The organism is Viridibacillus soli, assembly GCF_016612995.1.
GTDB lineage: Bacteria > Bacillota > Bacilli > Bacillales_A > Planococcaceae > Viridibacillus > Viridibacillus soli.
Map to the genome: position 1 here is coordinate 64,069 of NZ_JAEOAH010000008.1, position 17,930 is coordinate 81,998.

Genomic DNA, 17,930 nt, shown 5'->3' on the forward strand with positions numbered 1-17,930 from the left:
AACTTACTATTGTGATTTTATATGAAAAACTTATTTCAGGTGATTGAGAAGTAGAAAAAGTACTACCTTCTATTCAATCAAAATGTACTTAAACTATTTGAAAAGAGGATATGAAATGTATAGAAATCAAGAATTAGTAATTCGACCAATTGCAAAAAACACTAAATTTGATAAGAAGATTAATATGTTGAAGGAAAAAAGCCATCAATAGTAGCCTTGAATAAGGGGGGCAATTAATTGCGCAAGCAGAATTTTAAGTTGAATTATCAATACAAAAATATTACTAATCAAAATGTTGAATTATGGTTTTCTGAACCAAAAGAGTCTTCCACTCAACAAAATATCACTACAAAACCTAATCTGAAACCAGATGAAATTACGAAACACTCTTTTTTGAATAATTTATGGTATTACAATTTACAACCAGGTCAGAAATTAAATATTACTATTAATTATACAGGAGGAAAGAGGGATAAAAGCTATAAAGCGAATATTACTGAAGAAGAAAAGGAGTTCTTTTTACGGTCAACTAAACTTATACCCTTAAGCGAAGAAATTAAAAAGGAAGCGCAATCCATTGTTGGAGATGCACATACGGATATTGAAAAGGCAAAAAGGCTGTTTCAATATATCATAAAAACGTATAGTTACTCTGCACAATTTTCGGGCAGGGGGGTTGCTGCTTTTAAAGCACGAAGAAAAGGAGACTGCGGCGAGTTTGGTGCTATCTTTTGTTCCTATTGTAGAGCTTTAAATATTCCAGCAAGAATGCTGTATGGAACTTGGATATTGAAAAAATTTTCTCCCCATGCCTGGAGTGAAATATACATTGAAAATGAAGGCTGGATTCCAGTTGATCCAAGTATGGGAAGGATAAAACTATATTTACACCCATTTATCAATATCTCATCAGCAGTACAATATGGTGTATTTCCGAATAATAGAAGGTACTTTGGCGATCACGAAGGGAAAAGGTTAGCATTTTCTCTTGACCCAGAAAGAGCATTAAATCCCAAGTATATTGATAATATGGAATATAAACAAGGTGTAACGAAAGAATGCATTGCTGGAAAAGAAATCGCATGGGGATATGAATCAATTGAAGGGAAAGCACCATTTTTACAACCAATATATTTAAAGCTACATTCTTTAGAAAATCGAACACCAATCAAGGAATTATTTGGAGAATGGAGTGGAAAACACATTTCTACTCTTAAAAATTTTACCTATAAAGTAAAACTAGCGAGTTTTAATATTGGTTTTTCTGTCTTAATGATAGAAATAATTAATGAGGCTATTTTTAAAGAAGAAACGTTGTTTAATGTACTCCCACTCTTCTCATATCCACTTGTTCTAATAGGAACAATTCTGTCCATTGTAAGAAATGAGGGGAATCTACTTATCTATTTATTAGGGTTTATGCTAACTTTATCATTTATAGGAATTCTAGCGAGTTACATCAATTAATCGTCTTCTATGATGGAATTCAATCAATTTTAAAGGGCTATTCATTTTTGCTATAAAATGAGTAGTCTAACTATTTAAGATTCATACTTTCGATTAGAAAATCCTTTGAATTGATTCATCGATTTTTTCGTTTAGCCATTATAAGAAATAGTAAAAGCAACTCCTTTAAGTTGGTAGTCTAAGTGTACTAGCCCTTATTTTTTATGTCCAACTTAGTTTAGCCGATTCAGTATAAAACAAGGTAATCTTAAGATTTGTAAACAACATTACCTCTTAGAATATAAGGGACTGAGTTTTTTTTATTTGTTACTCCTTCTAATTCACTAGGTATATGTATGTGCTTTTCTGCTATATGAGAAGGTATCCAACTAATTTCCTCAATTTCTTCAGGAAATAAAATATTTATTTTACCTCTTATGATTCTGCCCTTAAATATAAAGAAAATAGCGTGGTGTTCTCTTTCTTCAAAAAATGCTTCGCTCACAGTAAATATACCATCTACTTCAACATCTAAACCAGTTTCTTCTTTAACCTCACGAATAGCCGCTTCTTGAATTGTTTCTCCCTTTTCGACCGCACCTCCAGGGAGTGTGTAGTAAGAAGATTCATTTCCAATATTTTTTACCATTAATACATTTTCGCATTTTTCATCATACAGAAGTACATATACTACATCTATCCTATTCATTTATTTTAAATTAACCTCCCTTTGCTTTATACATCGCTCAATCGTTGTAATCTTATTTAGCACGACATCATTAAACTATTCTTAGAGAAGATTCTTTTTTTTTATTTAAACACTTCCTTGGTATAACGAGGAAATAGTCCATTCAAATATCGTGGCAATCAAGCTTGAAAAATACTCGATAACCTATAATTTATCGATGCCAGTCATTCAAACTAAAATTTTTTTACAAAATCGAAAGTTTATCAAAAATTCACTGACGACAATTCTTCTGTTCGTAATTTATTTTATACAGTTCCTTCGATGTAGTTTACGATTCGTTATAGAATAAGCGTGTGTGGGTATGCTTATATCGTAGTAAAACTTAAGGAGGTTACTGAATTTATGTCAATAAGCAAAGAACTTCAGACCCTGAAAGAATTTCAGTGTACGGATCGTTGTGTGTTGAGTGTGTATTTAAATACTAATCCAGCTGATCCGGATCAGCTGAAAGGTGCATGGAAAATTCATTTGAAAAGTGCTTTAAAGCGAATAGAAGAGTATATAACTGCTTCCAAAAATGAGGATGAACTGAAAGCATTTATAAAAGTGAAGAATAAAGTCGTTAAAGAAATTGATGACCATTCGAATGATTTGCGCAAAGGAGTCGTTATTTTTGCTGCAGACAATCCGAGTTTGTGGTCGGTCCACTATGTACAAGTACAAGTGAAAACAAGTTTTCATTGGGAGGATCATCCGGTAATTGAAGAAATGGAATACATGTATAAAGCTTATCCAGATGCTGGCATTATCTTACCGAGTTTTGGGGAAGTGCGCATTCTAGATTCAGCAATGGGCTTCTTGAATGATGAACTTATTTACGATTTCGAACCGAATCTGCAGGAATGGGGCAATCGAAAAAAAGTGACGCCTGACAATCATCCGGGAATCGGAAGCACCAAAGCAGGTGCTTTAGAGCCCCGACTGAAAGAAAATTTGAATCGCTTCTATAAAGGGATGGGCGAGATTGTTGAACAATTGAAGAAAGAGCGTGGCTGGAAGGAGATACATGTGGCCGGAGAAGTTGAAATGGCTAAGGCTTTCGCCGAAACCTTATTAGAAAAACCTGCTAGCTGTATTCACAAAAATCTTAACAACAGCAGTTCTAACGAAGTGCTCCACGAAGTTTTTGAAAAATAACCGTGTATCTGAAAGAACTAACTTTCTCATTTCATATTAGTGCTAGTCACTAAAAATAAATATGAAAATATAAAAAGAGCAGTTCCTATTGGAATTGTTCTTTTTTTATGGCATCAGAAAGGAGTTTATTGGGTATTGGCGGTTATATAAGAAAAGGTGCATTCGTTTTTTGTAACGTTTTGTTTATTTTTTTACATAAAACGGATATATTGAATGTGAATAATTCACATAAAGGTAGTGTGTTAATTTGTTAATAAATAACATTAAGAAGTTTCGCAAAGTGGAAGATTTATTTCAATTAGTTGAAACGGATGAAAGGGTTCAACATAATAGTCTGAAATTTTTAGCCCAAGTATTAGGTCTTTCTCATATAATTGCAGCTATAACTATTGTGGTGTTACTGTTGATGAATCAAAGTACAATTCAAACAGAATTCATCCTTTATTATATAGTGGGAATTCTGTTTCTAACTATGACAATCGGGTATCGATTATTAGAAAATTATAAAAAGGGAGCAGTCACTCAAACTAACACGTTAGTTCCAACAATTGATACAATTTAACCCCTAATTCTTAAATTAGGGGTTTTTCTTTCTCGTCGAAAGAGTGGGTTAAGAAATGCAACTAGTGGTTCAACCTTGTAGATATGTCGATAACACCAAATCATATTGTTCACATGAAGTGATAGGAACATGTAATGTAATATTTACTAAGTTTAAAGAGTGAAATAATCGATATAGAGGTGTGTTTGGATTAATATGGATATAATTAGATATAAAGTAAACGAAATGAAAGTGAATTTATTTTGGACTATAGCGTATTAACCGATAATTATTATAGCGAAGTACTAAATAAACTAAATTTCAATATATTGGCTGCACTAAAGTAAGGACTAATATAGGAGGGGGAGGTGAATATCTTGGGAATTATTCCTGATGAACTTGATTTTATTTCTCTATTTTGCGTAGAGCCTAAAAAACTGGACAAGAACGTACCCTTTTTTACAATACATCAACCTTTACTTTTGAAAATAAGGAGCAATCGTTTGTCGTGATTTAGTCACCAAGTCATAGTGAATTCGAATTAGAGATTAAAAATAAATCTAATGGGGAACTGATCGCATATCATTCATTCAAAACAGTTGGTAAATTAGAAATCGTATGCGATAAAAAAGATTTGAAGAAAATACTGCTTTTTCTCGATGATGATAGGGAACGTTTTATCACAACAGTAGAAATAACATTTAAACCAAAGTTCATGTCAATTATCAAAGAAAAATTTTGTGAATAAGAAAATTAGATTATACTTTTTTGATGTTTTTTCGGCAATTTCAAATTGGGGTTTTCGGATGGAGCAAGGAATAATGAAATGCTACTCAATTTCAGTGAACATTCATGATTTTGTTCATAATGGGGAAGAATATTCTTACAAATTAATTCAACAGGTAAAGAGTTGTTAACTTAGTTGCTGCATATCCTGTTTATCTATTATTATTAACAAAAAATGAGACAGGATTTGGTTCTATCTTGTCTGTTTTGGATTACACTTAATGTAGGACGAACTGAACAAGGGAGGAAACGACATAGCGAAAAGATGGGGAATGGCAGCTCTGTTGTTATTTGGAGTGTATGCGTTAGGGATGTATTTTTATATCTTTCATAGTGGTGGTGGTGGTATACCATCAGCTTTGCAGGGTTCTGTTGCGGATCCAGCGGAATTTATGTCGGACCGGGAATTATTACTCAGTGAAGAGTATTCAAAAATTAGAAACTTTCTCTTTTTTGTAGCGACACCATTTGAATGGCTTGTCTACTTATTTATTTTGCTTGCTGGGCTTTCACGCGTGTTTGGAAAATGGTCAGTCTCGCTAACCAAATGGAGAATCTTGCGGAATGCGGTTTATTTATTCTTGTTATCGATTCTTACGTATATCGTGTTATTTCCTTTAGACTATTACAGCTATTCCTTAAGTAAAAGCTATGGGATTAGTACCCAGTCCTTTTCTTCGTGGATGAGGGATAATGTGGTCGGATTTTGGGTTAACTTCGGAATGACGCTTATAATTGTGTCGGTTCTTTACTGGCTCATAAAAAAAAGCACAAAGAGATGGTGGCTATATGCCTGGTTGTTAACGATTCCTTTCTCCATCTTCATCATGTTTATTCAACCGGTTGTAATTGACCCACTATATAATGATTTCTACCCGCTGCAGAATAAAGAATTAGAGACGAAGATACTGTCATTGGCTGAGCAAGCAAATATTCCTTCTGAGCATGTGTATGAGGTGAATATGGCTGAAAAGACCAAAGCGCTGAATGCGTATGTTACTGGTGTAGGAAGTAATTCGAGAATTGTTTTATGGGATACGACATTAAATCGTTTATCAGATAATGAAATTCTTTTTATTATGGCACATGAGATGGGACATTATGTTGAGAAGCATATTTATTTTGGAATGGGCGGTTATATCATTTTGACGCTTGTTGGGCTTTGGCTAACAGCGAAGATTATGACCCGAATAATCGCACGTTATGGAAAAGTATTAAAAATAACAAGGATGAATGATATTCATTCGCTTCCATTGTTTTTACTAATTACATCCTTTCTGTTATTCGCATCAAGCCCTCTTTCGAATTATATTTCTAGATATCAGGAATCAAGAGCTGACCAATATGCAATAGAGTTAACGGGTGATCAAGAGGCAGCTGTGAGCTCATTTCAAGAGCTTACGAAAGCTGGATTAAGTGAAGTGAATCCACCTAAACTTGTGAAATGGTTTAGATATACACATCCGCCAATGCTAGAAAGAATAATCAAGGTAGCCGAAAAACAGGAATGATAGAATAAGAAAAGTTGTTCATGAGCTATTAATAATCTTCCATTACTCATGAACAGCTCATTTTGTTACTGGTACGTTGTAGTTGTAGCTATTTTTCAGAAAAAACTATTAAGTATTTTATTCGTAAAAATTCTACTATAATGTAATTCAATTACGTTGAGACATGGTCACCGTATAAGTGTTCGGAAGCTTTTGTTCTTTTGTTATACAAAAATGAATGAAAAAGTTAGGGGACAGGAATATTTGATAGGGAGAATAGCTATGCGCAATATTATTATTATTACGATTGGTTCTATTTTAGTTGGATTTGCTTATAATTTTTTGTTAATTCCTCATCAAATCCTTAGCAGTGGATTAAGTGGAATTGCAATTATGCTTGGTATCGTAACACCAATAAATACGGGGATATTAAATTTGTTATTAAATCTTCCTTTGCTTATTTTAGGGGTTATGAAACTAGGGAAACGATTTATTGGTTATACGATTCTTTCAGTATTGGTGATCTCAGTTAGTTTGTATGTGATTCCTGTTTATAAAATAACGGAGGAGCCACTTCTAGCTTCTTTATTTGGAGGAGTCATTACGGGAATTGGCATCGGGATCATTTTTCGTGCATCAGGGTCTTCAGGAGGCTTCGATATAATTGCAATGCTGCTAAATAAGAAAAGAGATTTCCCTCTTGGTGCGATGATCTCTGCGATGAATGCAGTTGTAGTAATAATTTCAGGCTTTGTTTTTAGTTGGGATGCTGCTTTATATACGCTCGTAGCAATTTATGCTACTGGAAAGGTTATTGATACGATTCATACGAATCATATTAAACTTACCCTTATGATTATTACAGCTAAAGGTGATGAAGTGAAGCAGAAGCTACTGGCGAACCTTTATCGTGGAATTACAATAATGGATGGAGAGGGCGCATTTACTGGAGAAGGTAGAAAAGTTCTTATTACTGTCATAACACGTTATCAATTATCAGAAGTTAAAGACATGATTAATGAAGTCGATCCGAATGCATTTGTCAACATCACTGAGACAACAGAAGTTATAGGTATGTTTGATCGGGGATAAGAAATTTAAAAATAAAAGCAGTTCCCTCAGGAAATCGTTTGTAAGCGATGTGAGGTAACTGCTTTTTTTGTGTGTAATGTCTGTTTCGCTTAGTAGGCCTGTTACGTTTTGGTAACAGGAACTTATTCAATATAGCACTAACTATTTATGTCGCATAATGGAAGCATAAGAATCATTGGTATTATGGATGAAGAGATTGTAATAACTATAACGCCTCTTTATTTGTATATCCTCAAAAAGGACCTCAAAGGCACAAGTAAGAAAAATTTTAGTGTGACAGTTAAGTTCACACATTTGACACAGTGCAAAACAAGTGAATAGTTGTCATTGTGTTAGGGAAATTAACGGCTGAATTAAGTAACGTTGAAAATGGCGAAAGTAAATGAATATCTTAATGTTTAGTATAGAAGTAAACAGAAAAGTGTAATCCAGTAAATTAAACTGTATTACACTTTTTTTCGTAAGCTCCAGATTTACGTTTACAATATGTATAAGATTATTTGTATACTATAATTTTATTTATTCAAAATATAGTAGATGAGACGTGTCAGGCTAAATTGCCTCTAGTTTCGGTTGATGTTTTTCAATGTTATAACGGATAAGCTCGCTAAAACACACATGCTAAGAACAGAGGGGATTTATTCCAAATGATAGTCCTCTAGTAGTATATTAAGAAGAGATGATATTTATATGGGCAGTTAGAAAATTGCTAAGGGGGATAAAAATTTGAAGCAAATAATCTATTTACTTCGACACGGAGAAACTATATTTAATACACAAGGAAGATATCAAGGAGAACTGGATTCACCGTTAACAGATGCAGGAATTTCACAAGTGAAAAGTATAGCAAAATTGTTAAAGATGTACATTAATGATCCAAATGAATACGAAATTATTTCAAGTCCATTAGGTAGGGCTATGCAAAGTACTGAAATCATTTGTGACACAATAGCATTTGATGAAAATAAGGTGACAACAGATGATCGTTTAAGATAGGTATCAGTCGGGGCTTGGGCTGGTTTAACTATGAAAGAAATTGAAACAACATGGCCAGAACTTCTCCATAATACCGATAGCCACAATTGGTATTTTAATTCTCCAAATGGGGAGCGCTATGATTCTGTTGTGGACCGTGTAACAGATTGGCTAGAGAGCATTAAAGGACGCCAGAAAATCATCGCTGTGTCACATGGACTTACGGGTAGGGTATTACGAGGCGTATATAATAATTTAGAAAAAGAACAAGCTTTAAAATTAGAAGTATCTCAAAGTACTTTCTTTAAATTAGCGGATCAGAATATTGAGAGATTTAGTATTGAATACGATGAATTTTAATAGGGCTTAATTTGTCATTATTTGAAATGATGTAGGTGTACAGGTGATTGAGTTTGAACATTTCGTTGCAAATCATTGACAATGCATTCGATAGATACGTCAATTCAAGAAGTTGTTGGAGTATAGGAATTAAATAATGCTAGAAAATCATATGAACGGAAAAAATATGAAAATTTTAAGGAAGCAACATAAATACTCTCAAAAGAGTCAGCCTTAAAATTAGGGCATTCTTCTCAAATTATATTGAATTGGGAAAGCGGCATTAATTTCCTATCTATTTTAGATGATAATCGACTTGTAAAAATCTTCTCATGTACGACTGATTATTTAATTAACAATGAATGCGACATTATTGGTACAAAGAGTTAATTGAATGTAAATATTCAGATTAGGTAATATTGTAAAAGTTGTGGGAAACGCTAAAAAAACAAGACCAATGTCCTTTTTACTCGACTTCCAATTGTGGACTCTGGTTCTTTTTGTTGGTAAGCGCCAAATAATGCCCACCTAGTTATTCAGGTGGGCATTCATGTATGCTTTATTTAGTTTTATTTGTAACATGAAATTCTATCGATATCGTCTTCGACCACGGTAAGAGCTGATCAAGCGCAGCTTTAATTCAATGGATTTTCGTAAATCGGTCGGGACCGGAGGCTAAATAGACTTGATCCATGGGCATTCTATTTAACATGGTTTTGAAGCACCTGAATCACTTCACTGAGTAAGGCTGAGTCAAAATCGGCAGGTATTTCAATAGAAGCTGTTTCGAATTTTATGGTCAATACTTGTAGATTGATTGGTGCTAGTTGAGTGATTTCTATTGGTAACCACAGAGGTGATTTATGTGATAAAGAAAGCATGGATTTTAATGATATTATTATTAGTTCCTGTATCTGCATGTACTGATAAAGATGAAAAATTACATGATTGGAAAGAAAGCGAAATATTTAAGGCAGGTGATTATGAAATGATAGGTATCGAAGAACGTGTAGGTTTTATTTATGATAAGGATACGCCTATTGTGGAGGGACAGGTTGGGAAATTCATGTGGGACTTTTGGGGAGAAAAGGACCAATTAAAAGGACGATTTAAAGTTCTAGGAACTCATGAAGGCAGTGAAGAAGAAATCATCATAATACCTGAGTCAGTAAGAGAATTAAAAATTCCTCCGAATAAACATAATACTGCAGATATTAGTATACCAACTAATATGGAGTTTGAAAAAAGTGGAATGTGGAAACTTGATGTTTACTTAGATGATAAACTCTTCGATACTATTTATGTTAATGTGAATAAAAAATAATAATTTTTTATTTATTGATCACTAGCGTTGCATTAAACTAACACATTTTGTCAAAACACTCAAAAAGTTTAGTAATTTCATTTTGTGCATAAAAAAAGTCCTTTATAATGGATCTACGGGGAATATCCTGTCCAAATCCACTGGCAACATAGTTGCTTCGAGTGTGTCTGCTATCCCCTATACAGAACTTGAAGTTATAAAAAAACAATTGAGTTATACATTTATTATTTGAAAGAAGAAGATATTTCTGTGTAGAAATAATAAAGATGATAAAAAAATAAAGTAGTTGTTTAAAAAGTATAATAAGGGGTCCTACCAACAAAAAGCGAAAAAAATACGCTAAGGGAGCATCAGCTTTTATTAGCCTATAAGTGGTAGCATTTAGAACATTTAAGTATTAACAATAATATGTAAACATAGAGAATGGTTATTTTCTCCATGAAATGGTATATTATAACATAACCAATACTTTACAATACGGAGGTACAATAGGTCATTTAACAAATACTTATGTAACAGGTGAAAGGTGGTAATTCTAATGGAAAACTCAAAAATTAAGCTTTTTAAAACTCCAGGTATTTCTTTTCTAGCTGGGATAATATTTGTATTTGTGGGACTAAATGGGGAAAAACTCGCAAGTATATATTCAAGACCTTATAATTCTACATCATGGACAACTTCTGGAAGTCTAATAAATACTTTTGTATATATCCCTATAATTATAGGTGTTATTCTCTTAATTTTATCTATAGGTACATTTCTTTTATCATACAATAAGTTGCAAAAAAACGGTTAACGGTTTTAACAAGTGAAGATGTCAAATTAAAAAGTCAGCTTTCTCCCTATTGGAGTAGCTGACTTTTAATTTGCAAAAATTATTTTATATCTCTAGACCAATCTACAAAAGGATCTTGAGATGAAGGTTTAGAATAAGATTTATTGTATTTTGTTGTATTTCCTGTAATTGTATTTTTTTCAGTTAAGACAAAATTACCGTAGTCTTTAAATCGAGTCATGTAGTATTGTCTTGAAGAGTAGCCTTTAGGAGGACCTGTTAAAGTAACCCCTTTTTCAATAGATCTAGTCATAGATGTACCGAATGATGCGTCAACTACATTGCCTGCTCCTACAGGAACTCCACCACTAATATCTACTGTATTTGTAGTTTCAAATTTTGAAGTCATTGTAACTGTTTTTCCATGTGCAACAGATGCATATAGTTCTGCTTGTAGAGGCGATCTGTGACTGAATACTTTACTAGATACTGTATAGGAATCAAATATACCAAATGGTAGCATTGTAGGAATTGATTCTCCAACATCATGTATTGTAATATCATCACCCTCAGCTTGCGACAAAATATAGTTTAATGTTTCTGGAGAAATTTGTTCTTTTAATTCTTCGCTTTCAAATGATACATCTTGTGCATGTGAAACTACTGGAGAAACAGATAGTGCTAGAAGAGCAGTTAATGCAAACTTACCTAAAAACTTCATAATGAACACTCCTTTTCTATTAATATTAATAGAATAACATATTAATATACTAAAAAGTATATTAATGTAAAAATGGTATTTTATCCCTATGTAATAATAGTCGGTATTTGTAAAATATTCATTACTATTGTATAAGAGCGTTATAATGGAGGGTGTCTGTCAACAACAAAAAAATAACAATTTTACATTCATTGTGCCCTCTTTTCCAATAAAAATAATAACAGAAGTTTTCCTTAGCGTATGTTTTCCGCGTTTTGTTGGTAGAACCCCAATAAAGTCGTTTAATGTTCGTGATATTCAATAATTATTTTTTAAAATCAGGATATTCTTCTTCTAATTTTTTCATAGTATCTTTTGTTTCACGATAACCTGCAACGATCAACATACGGATTTCATCTGGTAAATCAGAAAAACCCTCCCAATTATCAAAAAATTCAATTCGCTGTTTATATTTTTGAAATAATTCTTCCATTTTATCCATACCAAATACACTCCTTCGCATTTCCTTCTTATATTCAATATTTTAAACGACTTTATTTTTAATTTAGTTCAATTTCATAGCGTAATAATATAGGTCCAAACGTGTAAATTTAAACAACTTTATTGTTACTACACAATTTCGTCTGAAAAAGGATTGATTGAGCAACATCAGTTCAGTCCTGCTTAACGAGGTAGAGATTACGGATAACCTTGATTTAAATAATAAAGGTTATGGATATCAGCTGTCATCCCCAGTGCGAGCGAGATGTAGTAAGAGATCTAGAAGTGACTGAATATAATAATGTGGATATAGGGGTAGGTTATAGCTTTGTTACTTTTAAAATAAATCTAAAAATGGGTAAAATATCTAAAGTGAAAAAGAACATGCAAAAGGCTCAAATAACTCAGATGTGTATAAAAACTGGAAGAAGCATTGGGAATAATGTGTTGACTCAACATTTAAAATGACAAAACTAGCTACTCTTGAAAAGGGGACGCTAGTTTTATTTTTTTAAGAAATAACGCCAGAAAGAATGAATTCTCATCTGGCGTTTCATCGTTAATTCATTAATTCATTTTAAAATTAAATTCATCCGGGTTCGGACCACAGCGAAGGTTTTCATTTAGTGCATCGATTTGAGTCATTTCTTCAGCAGATAGTTCAAAGTCGAAAATGTTTATGTTTTCTTCCATACGTGATTCAGTCATTGATTTTGGAATCGTCACAACCTTATTTTGTAGATCCCATTTTAAGATGATTTGTGCAGCAGACTTGTTATGGTTGGCTGCAATGGCTTGAAGCGTTTCGTCTTTTAACAGCTCACCATTCATAAGCGGTGACCATGCTTCAACTTGGATGTCATGCTCTACGCAATAGTTGCGAATTTCTTGTTGTGTAAGGCGCGGGTGGAATTCGATTTGGTTGATGACTGGTTTGATTTCTGTTTCTTTTAGTAAGTTTTCTAAGTGGTGTACTTGGAAATTACTTACGCCAATAGAACGAACACGGCCTTTTTTATATATCGTTTCAAGTGCTGTATAAGCTTCTAAATATTGATCTTGACCAGGCCAATGGATTAAATATAAATCTAAATAATCTAAGCCCATTTTTGCTAGACTATCTTCATATGCTGCAAGGGTTTCTTCATAATTTAGACCTGCATTCCATACTTTTGATGTGATAAATAATTCCTCGCGAGTGACTAAACCTTCAGCAATCGCTTGTTTAATACCTTGTCCAACCATTTCTTCATTGCCATAAATTTGTGCAGTATCGATGCTGCGGTAGCCTTTTTTAATCGCTGTTTTAACAGCCTCTGCAAGTGCTGCACCGTTTTCTACACGGAAAACTCCGTAGCCTAAAACAGGCATTTTCAGTCCATTATTTAATGATATTGTTTGTAAGTTCATATGAAACACTCTCCTCAATTTTTTCTTGTTTGACACAAATCGCTGCTAAAATAACAGCACCAGTAACCATTATACCCGCAATCCATGTAGTATGGATTAACCCCATTGATTTGGCGATCAGTCCGCCAGCATATGAGCCAATCGCAATACCGGCATTGAAGGCGGCAATATTAATAGCAGAAGCGACGTCTACTGCACTAGGCACAAAACGTTCTGCTAAAATTACGACATACGTTTGCAGCCCTGGAACATTCATAAATGCAAAGAGCCCCATGAATAAAATCGTAATTAGTCCAGCTACTTTAAATGGTACGGTGATGTAAAGAACAAATAATACAATCGCTTGAATCATGAACATATAAAATAATGCGCCAATCGGATTGTTATTAGCTAGTTTACCACCAACTGTATTACCAATTGCAACTGTTATGCCGTAAAGCAAGATAATAAGCGTAACCGTTTTTGCCGAAAATCCGGTTACTTCTTGCAGTAAAGGTGATAAATAAGTAAAGACGACAAATGTTCCCCCATATCCTAGTGCAGTAATGAGAAATACTAGAACTAAGCGTCTATTTTTCAATAGCTTCAGTTGTTCAGAAAAGCCAGTTTTAGCCCCTTTTTGGATAGAAGCAGGCACTAAAAGTATATTGGTAATTAAAGCAAGAATACCAATCACGACAATAAAAGCAAATGCCATACGCCAGCCAAATTGCTGTCCGATCAATGTCCCAAAAGGAACACCTGTAATAGTCGCTACAGTTAATCCAGTGAACATGATAGCAATCGCACTAGCACGACGATTTTCTGGCACGAGACTTGCTGCGATGGTTGAGCCAATGGACATAAATACCCCATGAGCTAACGCTGAAACGAGCCTAGCTACAAGTAATATCTCGATTGTTGTAGAGAACATAGCTATACTATTACCGAGGATGAAAACAAGCATAATGCCAAGCAGTAATTTTTTGCGTGGAATATGTGCAAGTAGAGATGTTAGTACAGGCGCGCCAATCATTACGCCAATTGCATAAACGGACACAGTCAAACCCGCTACCTGAAGGGAAGTTTGTAAATCGTCTGCAATCATTGGTAATAAACCAACGCTTATAAATTCAGTTGTCCCAATGGCAAATGCAGTCACTGCCAGTGCAAGCAGAGCCTTTGTATTTGATTGTTGCTGTTTTTTCATAGAATCTCCTTTTTTAATCAGTGTACAATTACTTGCCAAATGTTCCGGAACAAATGTTATTATGTAACAAGTTAGAGGGAAAGGGAAGTACGTACTTTTTTGTAATATAGGTACCTTTTAGTACCTACGAACGAATGTTTTATAAAAGATAAGAGGGTATAAATGATGGAAACGAAGAAAAAATACAATATATCAGTCGAGGCAACACTAGAAGTTATCGGAGGAAAATGGAAATGCGTTATTTTATGTCATCTTACTCATGGTAAAAAACGCACGAGTGAACTAAAACGACTTATGCCAAATATTTCACAAAAAATGCTCACACAACAATTACGTGAATTGGAAAATGATAAAGTCATTAACCGTATTCTTTATCACGAACTCCCGCCAAAAGTAGAATATGAACTAAGCGAATACGGAAAAAGTTTAGCTCCCATTTTGACGGCACTTTGTAATTGGGGAGAGGAACATATTGTCAAAGTGCATGGTAGCACCGTGGGATTTTTAGAGGATAATGGATTGAATGACTATTGACTAATGGAAAATAATCCTATATAGTGGTAAAAACTAAAGTGAAAATGCGACGACAGGGACTTGAATAATTCAAAACGGTTTACAGAGAGGGAAGGCAAGGCTGGAAACTTCCTAACGCAGAAGAATTATTTACCACCTTGGAGCAGTATTGGTGAAATAATAGTAATCAGTACCGTAGAAGCAACGATATAGCTTACACAAAGCCGTCATGAGGTAGCTTATTTAATCATGTGATGGAAATTTGGGTGGAACCACGGGTATAACACACACTCGTCCCTTTTTTAGGGATGGGTGTGTTTTTTTGTTTATATATAATTAAATAGAAAATGCGATGACAAGGGCAAGAGTAATTCAAAACGGTTTACAGAGAGGGAAGGCAAGGCTGGAAACTTCCTAATGCAGAAGAATTATTTACCACCTTGGAGCAGTATTGGTGAAATGATAGTAATCAGTATCGTAGAAGCAACGATATAGCTTACACAAAGCCATCATGAGGTAGCTTATTTATTCATATGATGGAAATTTGGGTGGAACCACGGGTATAAAACACACTCGTCCCTTTTTTAGGGATGGGTGTGTTTTTTGTTTTAATAATTAAATAGAAAATGCAATGACAAGGGCACGAGTAATTCAAAACGGTTTACAGAGAGGGAAGGCAAAGCTGAAAACTTCCTAACGCAGAAGAATTATTTACCACCTTGGAGCAGTATTGGTGAAATAATAGTAATCAGTACCGTAGAAGCAGCGATATAGCTTACACAAAGCCATCATAAGGTAGCTTATTTATTCATATGATGGAAATTTGGGTGGAACCACGGGTATATGACACGCACTCGTCCCTTTTATAGGGATGAGTGCGTGTTTTTTATATTAATAAAAAATAGGAGTGTTGTGTTATGAGGAAGAAAGAAATCGTGATTAAGTTTCCAAATGGAAATGAAAAGAACTATATGCAAGGGATATCGTTAGAGGAAATCGCACAGTCCATTAGTTCCAGTCTTAAAAAGAAATCTGTAGCGGGTAAAGTCAATGGAGCACTATATGATTTAAAACGTTGTATCTACGAGGATGCTGAAATTGAGCTATATGATATACATTCGTTAGCTGGTGTAGAGATTATGAGGCATACATCTGCACATGTATTAGCTCAAGCGATTAAACGTTTATATGGTGAAGTTCGTCTAGGTATAGGGCCAGTAATTGAAAATGGTTTTTATTATGATGTTGATTTGGAAAGTACGATGACGGTTGATGACCTAGTGAAAATCGAGAGAGAGATGGCTAAAATTATCTCTGAAAACTTGGAGATTAAACGCAAAGAATTGCCACGTGATGAAGTAAGAAAAATCTTTAAAGAAGACCCGTTAAAACTAGAATTGTTAGAAGATATACCACAAGGAGATACAGTGACAGTATATCGCCAAGGAGAATTTGTGGATTTATGTCGAGGTCCCCATTTACCAGCAACTCGGTTTATTAAAGCATTTAAATTAACACATGTTTCAGGGGCATATTGGCGAGGGGATAGTAATAATAAAGTATTGCAGCGTATTTATGGTGTGGCTTTTGCTTCAAAAGAAGAGTTGGAAGAACACTTTCATTTTGTAGAGGAAGCGCAAAAAAGAAACCATCGTAAATTAGGAAATGAATTAGAGCTATTTATGTTTTCAGAAGAAGCACCTGGCATGCCGTTTTACTTAGCGAATGGTCAAATTATTCGTAATGAATTGGAAGCATTTTTGCGTAAGCTTCAGCATCAATATGATTACCAAGAGGTACGTACACCATCTATGATGAATAAAAGACTATGGGAGCGATCGGGACACTGGGATCATTACAAAGAAAATATGTATTTTACGGAAGTAGACAATCAAGAATTTGCATTAAAGCCGATGAATTGTCCAGGACATATGCTTATTTTTAAAGATAGACGTCGATCGTATCGTGATCTACCTATACGGATAGCTGAATTCGGCCAAGTGCATCGACATGAATTTAGTGGAGCCTTGAATGGTCTATTGCGTGTTCGTACATTCTGCCAAGATGATGCACACATTTTTGTACGACCAGATCAGATCGAAGATGAAATTTCTCTTGCCCTACAATTGATAGATCGTGTATATCAAACATTTGGTTTTGAGTATGAGATTGAATTATCAACACGACCTGAAGATTATATGGGAAGTGAAGAATTATGGAACCAAGCAGAAGCATCACTAGAAAAAGTGTTGAAAAGCCTTGGTTATCCATACAAAGTGAATGAAGGAGACGGTGCTTTTTATGGACCTAAGATCGATATCCATATTAAAGATGCCATTAAACGTAGCCATCAATGTGCAACAGTTCAGCTGGATTTCCAGTTTCCTGAAAAGTTTGACCTTACTTATATTGATGAACAAAACCAGAAAGTAAGACCTGTTGTTATTCACCGAGCTGTATTCGGATCAATCGATCGCTTCCTAGGCATATTAATTGAGCACTTTGGTGGTGCATTCCCGGATTGGCTATCACCTATTCAAGTCACAGTAATACCTGTATCAAACACAATTCATAAAGAGTATGTAGAAGAGATTACAAGACGATTTAAACAAGAAGAAATACGGGTTGCACTTGATTTACGTGAAGAAAAACTAGGCTATAAAATGCGGGAAGCTCAGATGAAAAAGGTTCCTTATATCTTAGTAATAGGTGATCATGAACTTGAAAATCAATCTGTTAACTTAAGACAATATGGCCAGGAAACTTCAATGGAAGTTCAGCTTGATGAATTTATTTCCAATATTAAAACTAGCATTGGAAATAAATCTTTGAATAATAGTGAATTGGAGTTTGAGTTTGAGTAATTAAATACAACTTATTCAAGTATCATAAGTAAAACAAATGAGTATCATTAATTTTTTATAAATTTAATTTATACCTCTTCTTAATTACAATTAATACTAA

Annotated in this window: 15 protein-coding genes, 1 pseudogene and 2 other annotated features; of the genes and pseudogenes, 11 read left to right on the plus strand and 5 right to left on the minus strand. The window is 34.1% G+C overall.

Annotation, left to right across the window (positions count from 1 at the left end; genetic code table 11):
- Positions 1-237 precede the first annotated feature (237 nt).
- Positions 238-1,467 carry a transglutaminase-like domain-containing protein gene (locus tag JFL43_RS09020; protein ID WP_200748777.1) on the plus strand — a complete coding sequence of 410 codons (1,230 nt, stop codon included), beginning with the start codon at positions 238-240 and terminating at the stop codon, positions 1,465-1,467.
- A gap of 247 nt (positions 1,468-1,714) precedes the next feature.
- Here JFL43_RS09020 and JFL43_RS09025 read toward each other — a convergent pair whose 3' ends face one another.
- Positions 1,715-2,155, minus strand: coding sequence for an NUDIX hydrolase (locus JFL43_RS09025; protein WP_200748778.1), 441 nt, complete (start codon positions 2,153-2,155; stop codon positions 1,715-1,717).
- A gap of 381 nt (positions 2,156-2,536) precedes the next feature.
- On the opposite strand from JFL43_RS09025, the gene JFL43_RS09030 reads away from it, so the two are divergent.
- The 7 genes and pseudogenes from JFL43_RS09030 to JFL43_RS09060 all read left to right on the plus strand — a co-directional run bounded on the left by JFL43_RS09030 (position 2,537) and on the right by JFL43_RS09060 (position 10,674).
- The gene (locus JFL43_RS09030) at positions 2,537-3,331 is read left to right on the plus strand and encodes a VLRF1 family aeRF1-type release factor (protein ID WP_200748779.1); all 795 of its coding nucleotides are present in this window, start codon (positions 2,537-2,539) and stop codon (positions 3,329-3,331) included.
- Positions 3,332-3,611: 280 nt separating this feature from the next.
- The gene (locus tag JFL43_RS09035) at positions 3,612-3,893 is read left to right on the plus strand and encodes a hypothetical protein (RefSeq protein ID WP_200748780.1); all 282 of its coding nucleotides are present in this window, start codon (positions 3,612-3,614) and stop codon (positions 3,891-3,893) included.
- A 1,019-nt stretch (positions 3,894-4,912) separates the two neighbouring features.
- Positions 4,913-6,169: a M48 family metallopeptidase gene (locus tag JFL43_RS09040; protein WP_200748828.1), complete on the plus strand. Its 1,257-nt coding sequence runs from the start codon at positions 4,913-4,915 to the stop codon at positions 6,167-6,169.
- Between the two features lie 261 nt (positions 6,170-6,430).
- Entirely contained in the window at positions 6,431-7,240 is an 810-nt protein-coding gene (locus JFL43_RS09045) for a YitT family protein (protein WP_200748781.1), read from the plus strand.
- A gap of 726 nt (positions 7,241-7,966) precedes the next feature.
- A pseudogene (locus tag JFL43_RS09050) lies at positions 7,967-8,575 on the plus strand (histidine phosphatase family protein).
- Between the two features lie 844 nt (positions 8,576-9,419).
- Positions 9,420-9,878, plus strand: coding sequence for a DUF4871 domain-containing protein (locus JFL43_RS09055; RefSeq protein WP_200748782.1), 459 nt, complete (start codon positions 9,420-9,422; stop codon positions 9,876-9,878).
- 538 nt (positions 9,879-10,416) lie between these two features.
- Complete coding sequence (locus tag JFL43_RS09060; RefSeq protein WP_200748783.1) at positions 10,417-10,674, plus strand: hypothetical protein; 258 nt, start codon at positions 10,417-10,419, stop codon at positions 10,672-10,674.
- Positions 10,675-10,753: 79 nt separating this feature from the next.
- On the opposite strand, the gene JFL43_RS09065 is transcribed toward JFL43_RS09060, so the two are convergent.
- Both JFL43_RS09065 and JFL43_RS09070 read right to left on the minus strand, forming a co-directional pair.
- The gene (locus JFL43_RS09065; RefSeq protein WP_200748784.1) at positions 10,754-11,374 is read right to left on the minus strand and encodes a hypothetical protein; all 621 of its coding nucleotides are present in this window, start codon (positions 11,372-11,374) and stop codon (positions 10,754-10,756) included.
- Positions 11,375-11,678: 304 nt separating this feature from the next.
- Positions 11,679-11,855 carry a hypothetical protein gene (locus JFL43_RS09070; RefSeq protein WP_200748785.1) on the minus strand — a complete coding sequence of 59 codons (177 nt, stop codon included), beginning with the start codon at positions 11,853-11,855 and terminating at the stop codon, positions 11,679-11,681.
- A gap of 284 nt (positions 11,856-12,139) precedes the next feature.
- Between JFL43_RS09070 and JFL43_RS09075 the strand changes: the two genes are divergently transcribed.
- Complete coding sequence (locus JFL43_RS09075) at positions 12,140-12,322, plus strand: hypothetical protein (RefSeq protein WP_200748786.1); 183 nt, start codon at positions 12,140-12,142, stop codon at positions 12,320-12,322.
- A 99-nt stretch (positions 12,323-12,421) separates the two neighbouring features.
- Here the strand turns inward: JFL43_RS09075 and JFL43_RS09080 are convergent, their stop codons facing one another.
- Together JFL43_RS09080 and JFL43_RS09085 are read right to left on the minus strand one after the other, a co-directional pair.
- Positions 12,422-13,264, minus strand: a complete 843-nt coding sequence (locus tag JFL43_RS09080; protein WP_200748787.1) for an aldo/keto reductase — start codon at positions 13,262-13,264, stop codon at positions 12,422-12,424.
- Positions 13,236-14,453: an MFS transporter gene (locus JFL43_RS09085; RefSeq protein WP_100796883.1), complete on the minus strand. Its 1,218-nt coding sequence runs from the start codon at positions 14,451-14,453 to the stop codon at positions 13,236-13,238. The genes JFL43_RS09080 and JFL43_RS09085 overlap by 29 nt, the downstream gene beginning before the upstream one ends.
- 165 nt (positions 14,454-14,618) lie before the next feature.
- Between JFL43_RS09085 and JFL43_RS09090 the strand changes: the two genes are divergently transcribed.
- Together JFL43_RS09090 and thrS are read left to right on the plus strand one after the other, a co-directional pair.
- Positions 14,619-14,987 (plus strand): winged helix-turn-helix transcriptional regulator, encoded by a 369-nt coding sequence (locus JFL43_RS09090; protein ID WP_100796885.1) that lies wholly within the window; start codon positions 14,619-14,621, stop codon positions 14,985-14,987.
- A 322-nt stretch (positions 14,988-15,309) separates the two neighbouring features.
- Positions 15,310-15,550 (plus strand) — a binding site (T-box leader).
- A gap of 38 nt (positions 15,551-15,588) precedes the next feature.
- Positions 15,589-15,831 (plus strand) — a binding site (T-box leader).
- Positions 15,832-15,883: 52 nt separating this feature from the next.
- Positions 15,884-17,830, plus strand: coding sequence for a threonine--tRNA ligase (gene thrS / locus JFL43_RS09095; protein WP_200748788.1), 1,947 nt, complete (start codon positions 15,884-15,886; stop codon positions 17,828-17,830).
- Positions 17,831-17,930 lie beyond the last annotated feature (100 nt).

Bases quoted from the DNA above. Each gene is read 5' to 3' on its own strand.
- JFL43_RS09025 (WP_200748778.1), bottom strand. From the start codon at position 2,155: ATGAATAGGATAGATGTAGTATATGTACTTCTGTATGATGAAAAATGC.
- JFL43_RS09030 (WP_200748779.1), top strand. From the start codon at position 2,537: ATGTCAATAAGCAAAGAACTTCAGACCCTGAAAGAATTTCAGTGTACG.
- JFL43_RS09045 (WP_200748781.1), top strand. From the start codon at position 6,431: ATGCGCAATATTATTATTATTACGATTGGTTCTATTTTAGTTGGATTT.
- JFL43_RS09060 (WP_200748783.1), top strand. From the start codon at position 10,417: ATGGAAAACTCAAAAATTAAGCTTTTTAAAACTCCAGGTATTTCTTTT.
- JFL43_RS09065 (WP_200748784.1), bottom strand. From the start codon at position 11,374: ATGAAGTTTTTAGGTAAGTTTGCATTAACTGCTCTTCTAGCACTATCT.
- JFL43_RS09070 (WP_200748785.1), bottom strand. From the start codon at position 11,855: ATGGATAAAATGGAAGAATTATTTCAAAAATATAAACAGCGAATTGAA.
- JFL43_RS09080 (WP_200748787.1), bottom strand. From the start codon at position 13,264: ATGAACTTACAAACAATATCATTAAATAATGGACTGAAAATGCCTGTT.
- JFL43_RS09085 (WP_100796883.1), bottom strand. From the start codon at position 14,453: ATGAAAAAACAGCAACAATCAAATACAAAGGCTCTGCTTGCACTGGCA.
- JFL43_RS09090 (WP_100796885.1), top strand. From the start codon at position 14,619: ATGGAAACGAAGAAAAAATACAATATATCAGTCGAGGCAACACTAGAA.
- thrS (WP_200748788.1), top strand. From the start codon at position 15,884: ATGAGGAAGAAAGAAATCGTGATTAAGTTTCCAAATGGAAATGAAAAG.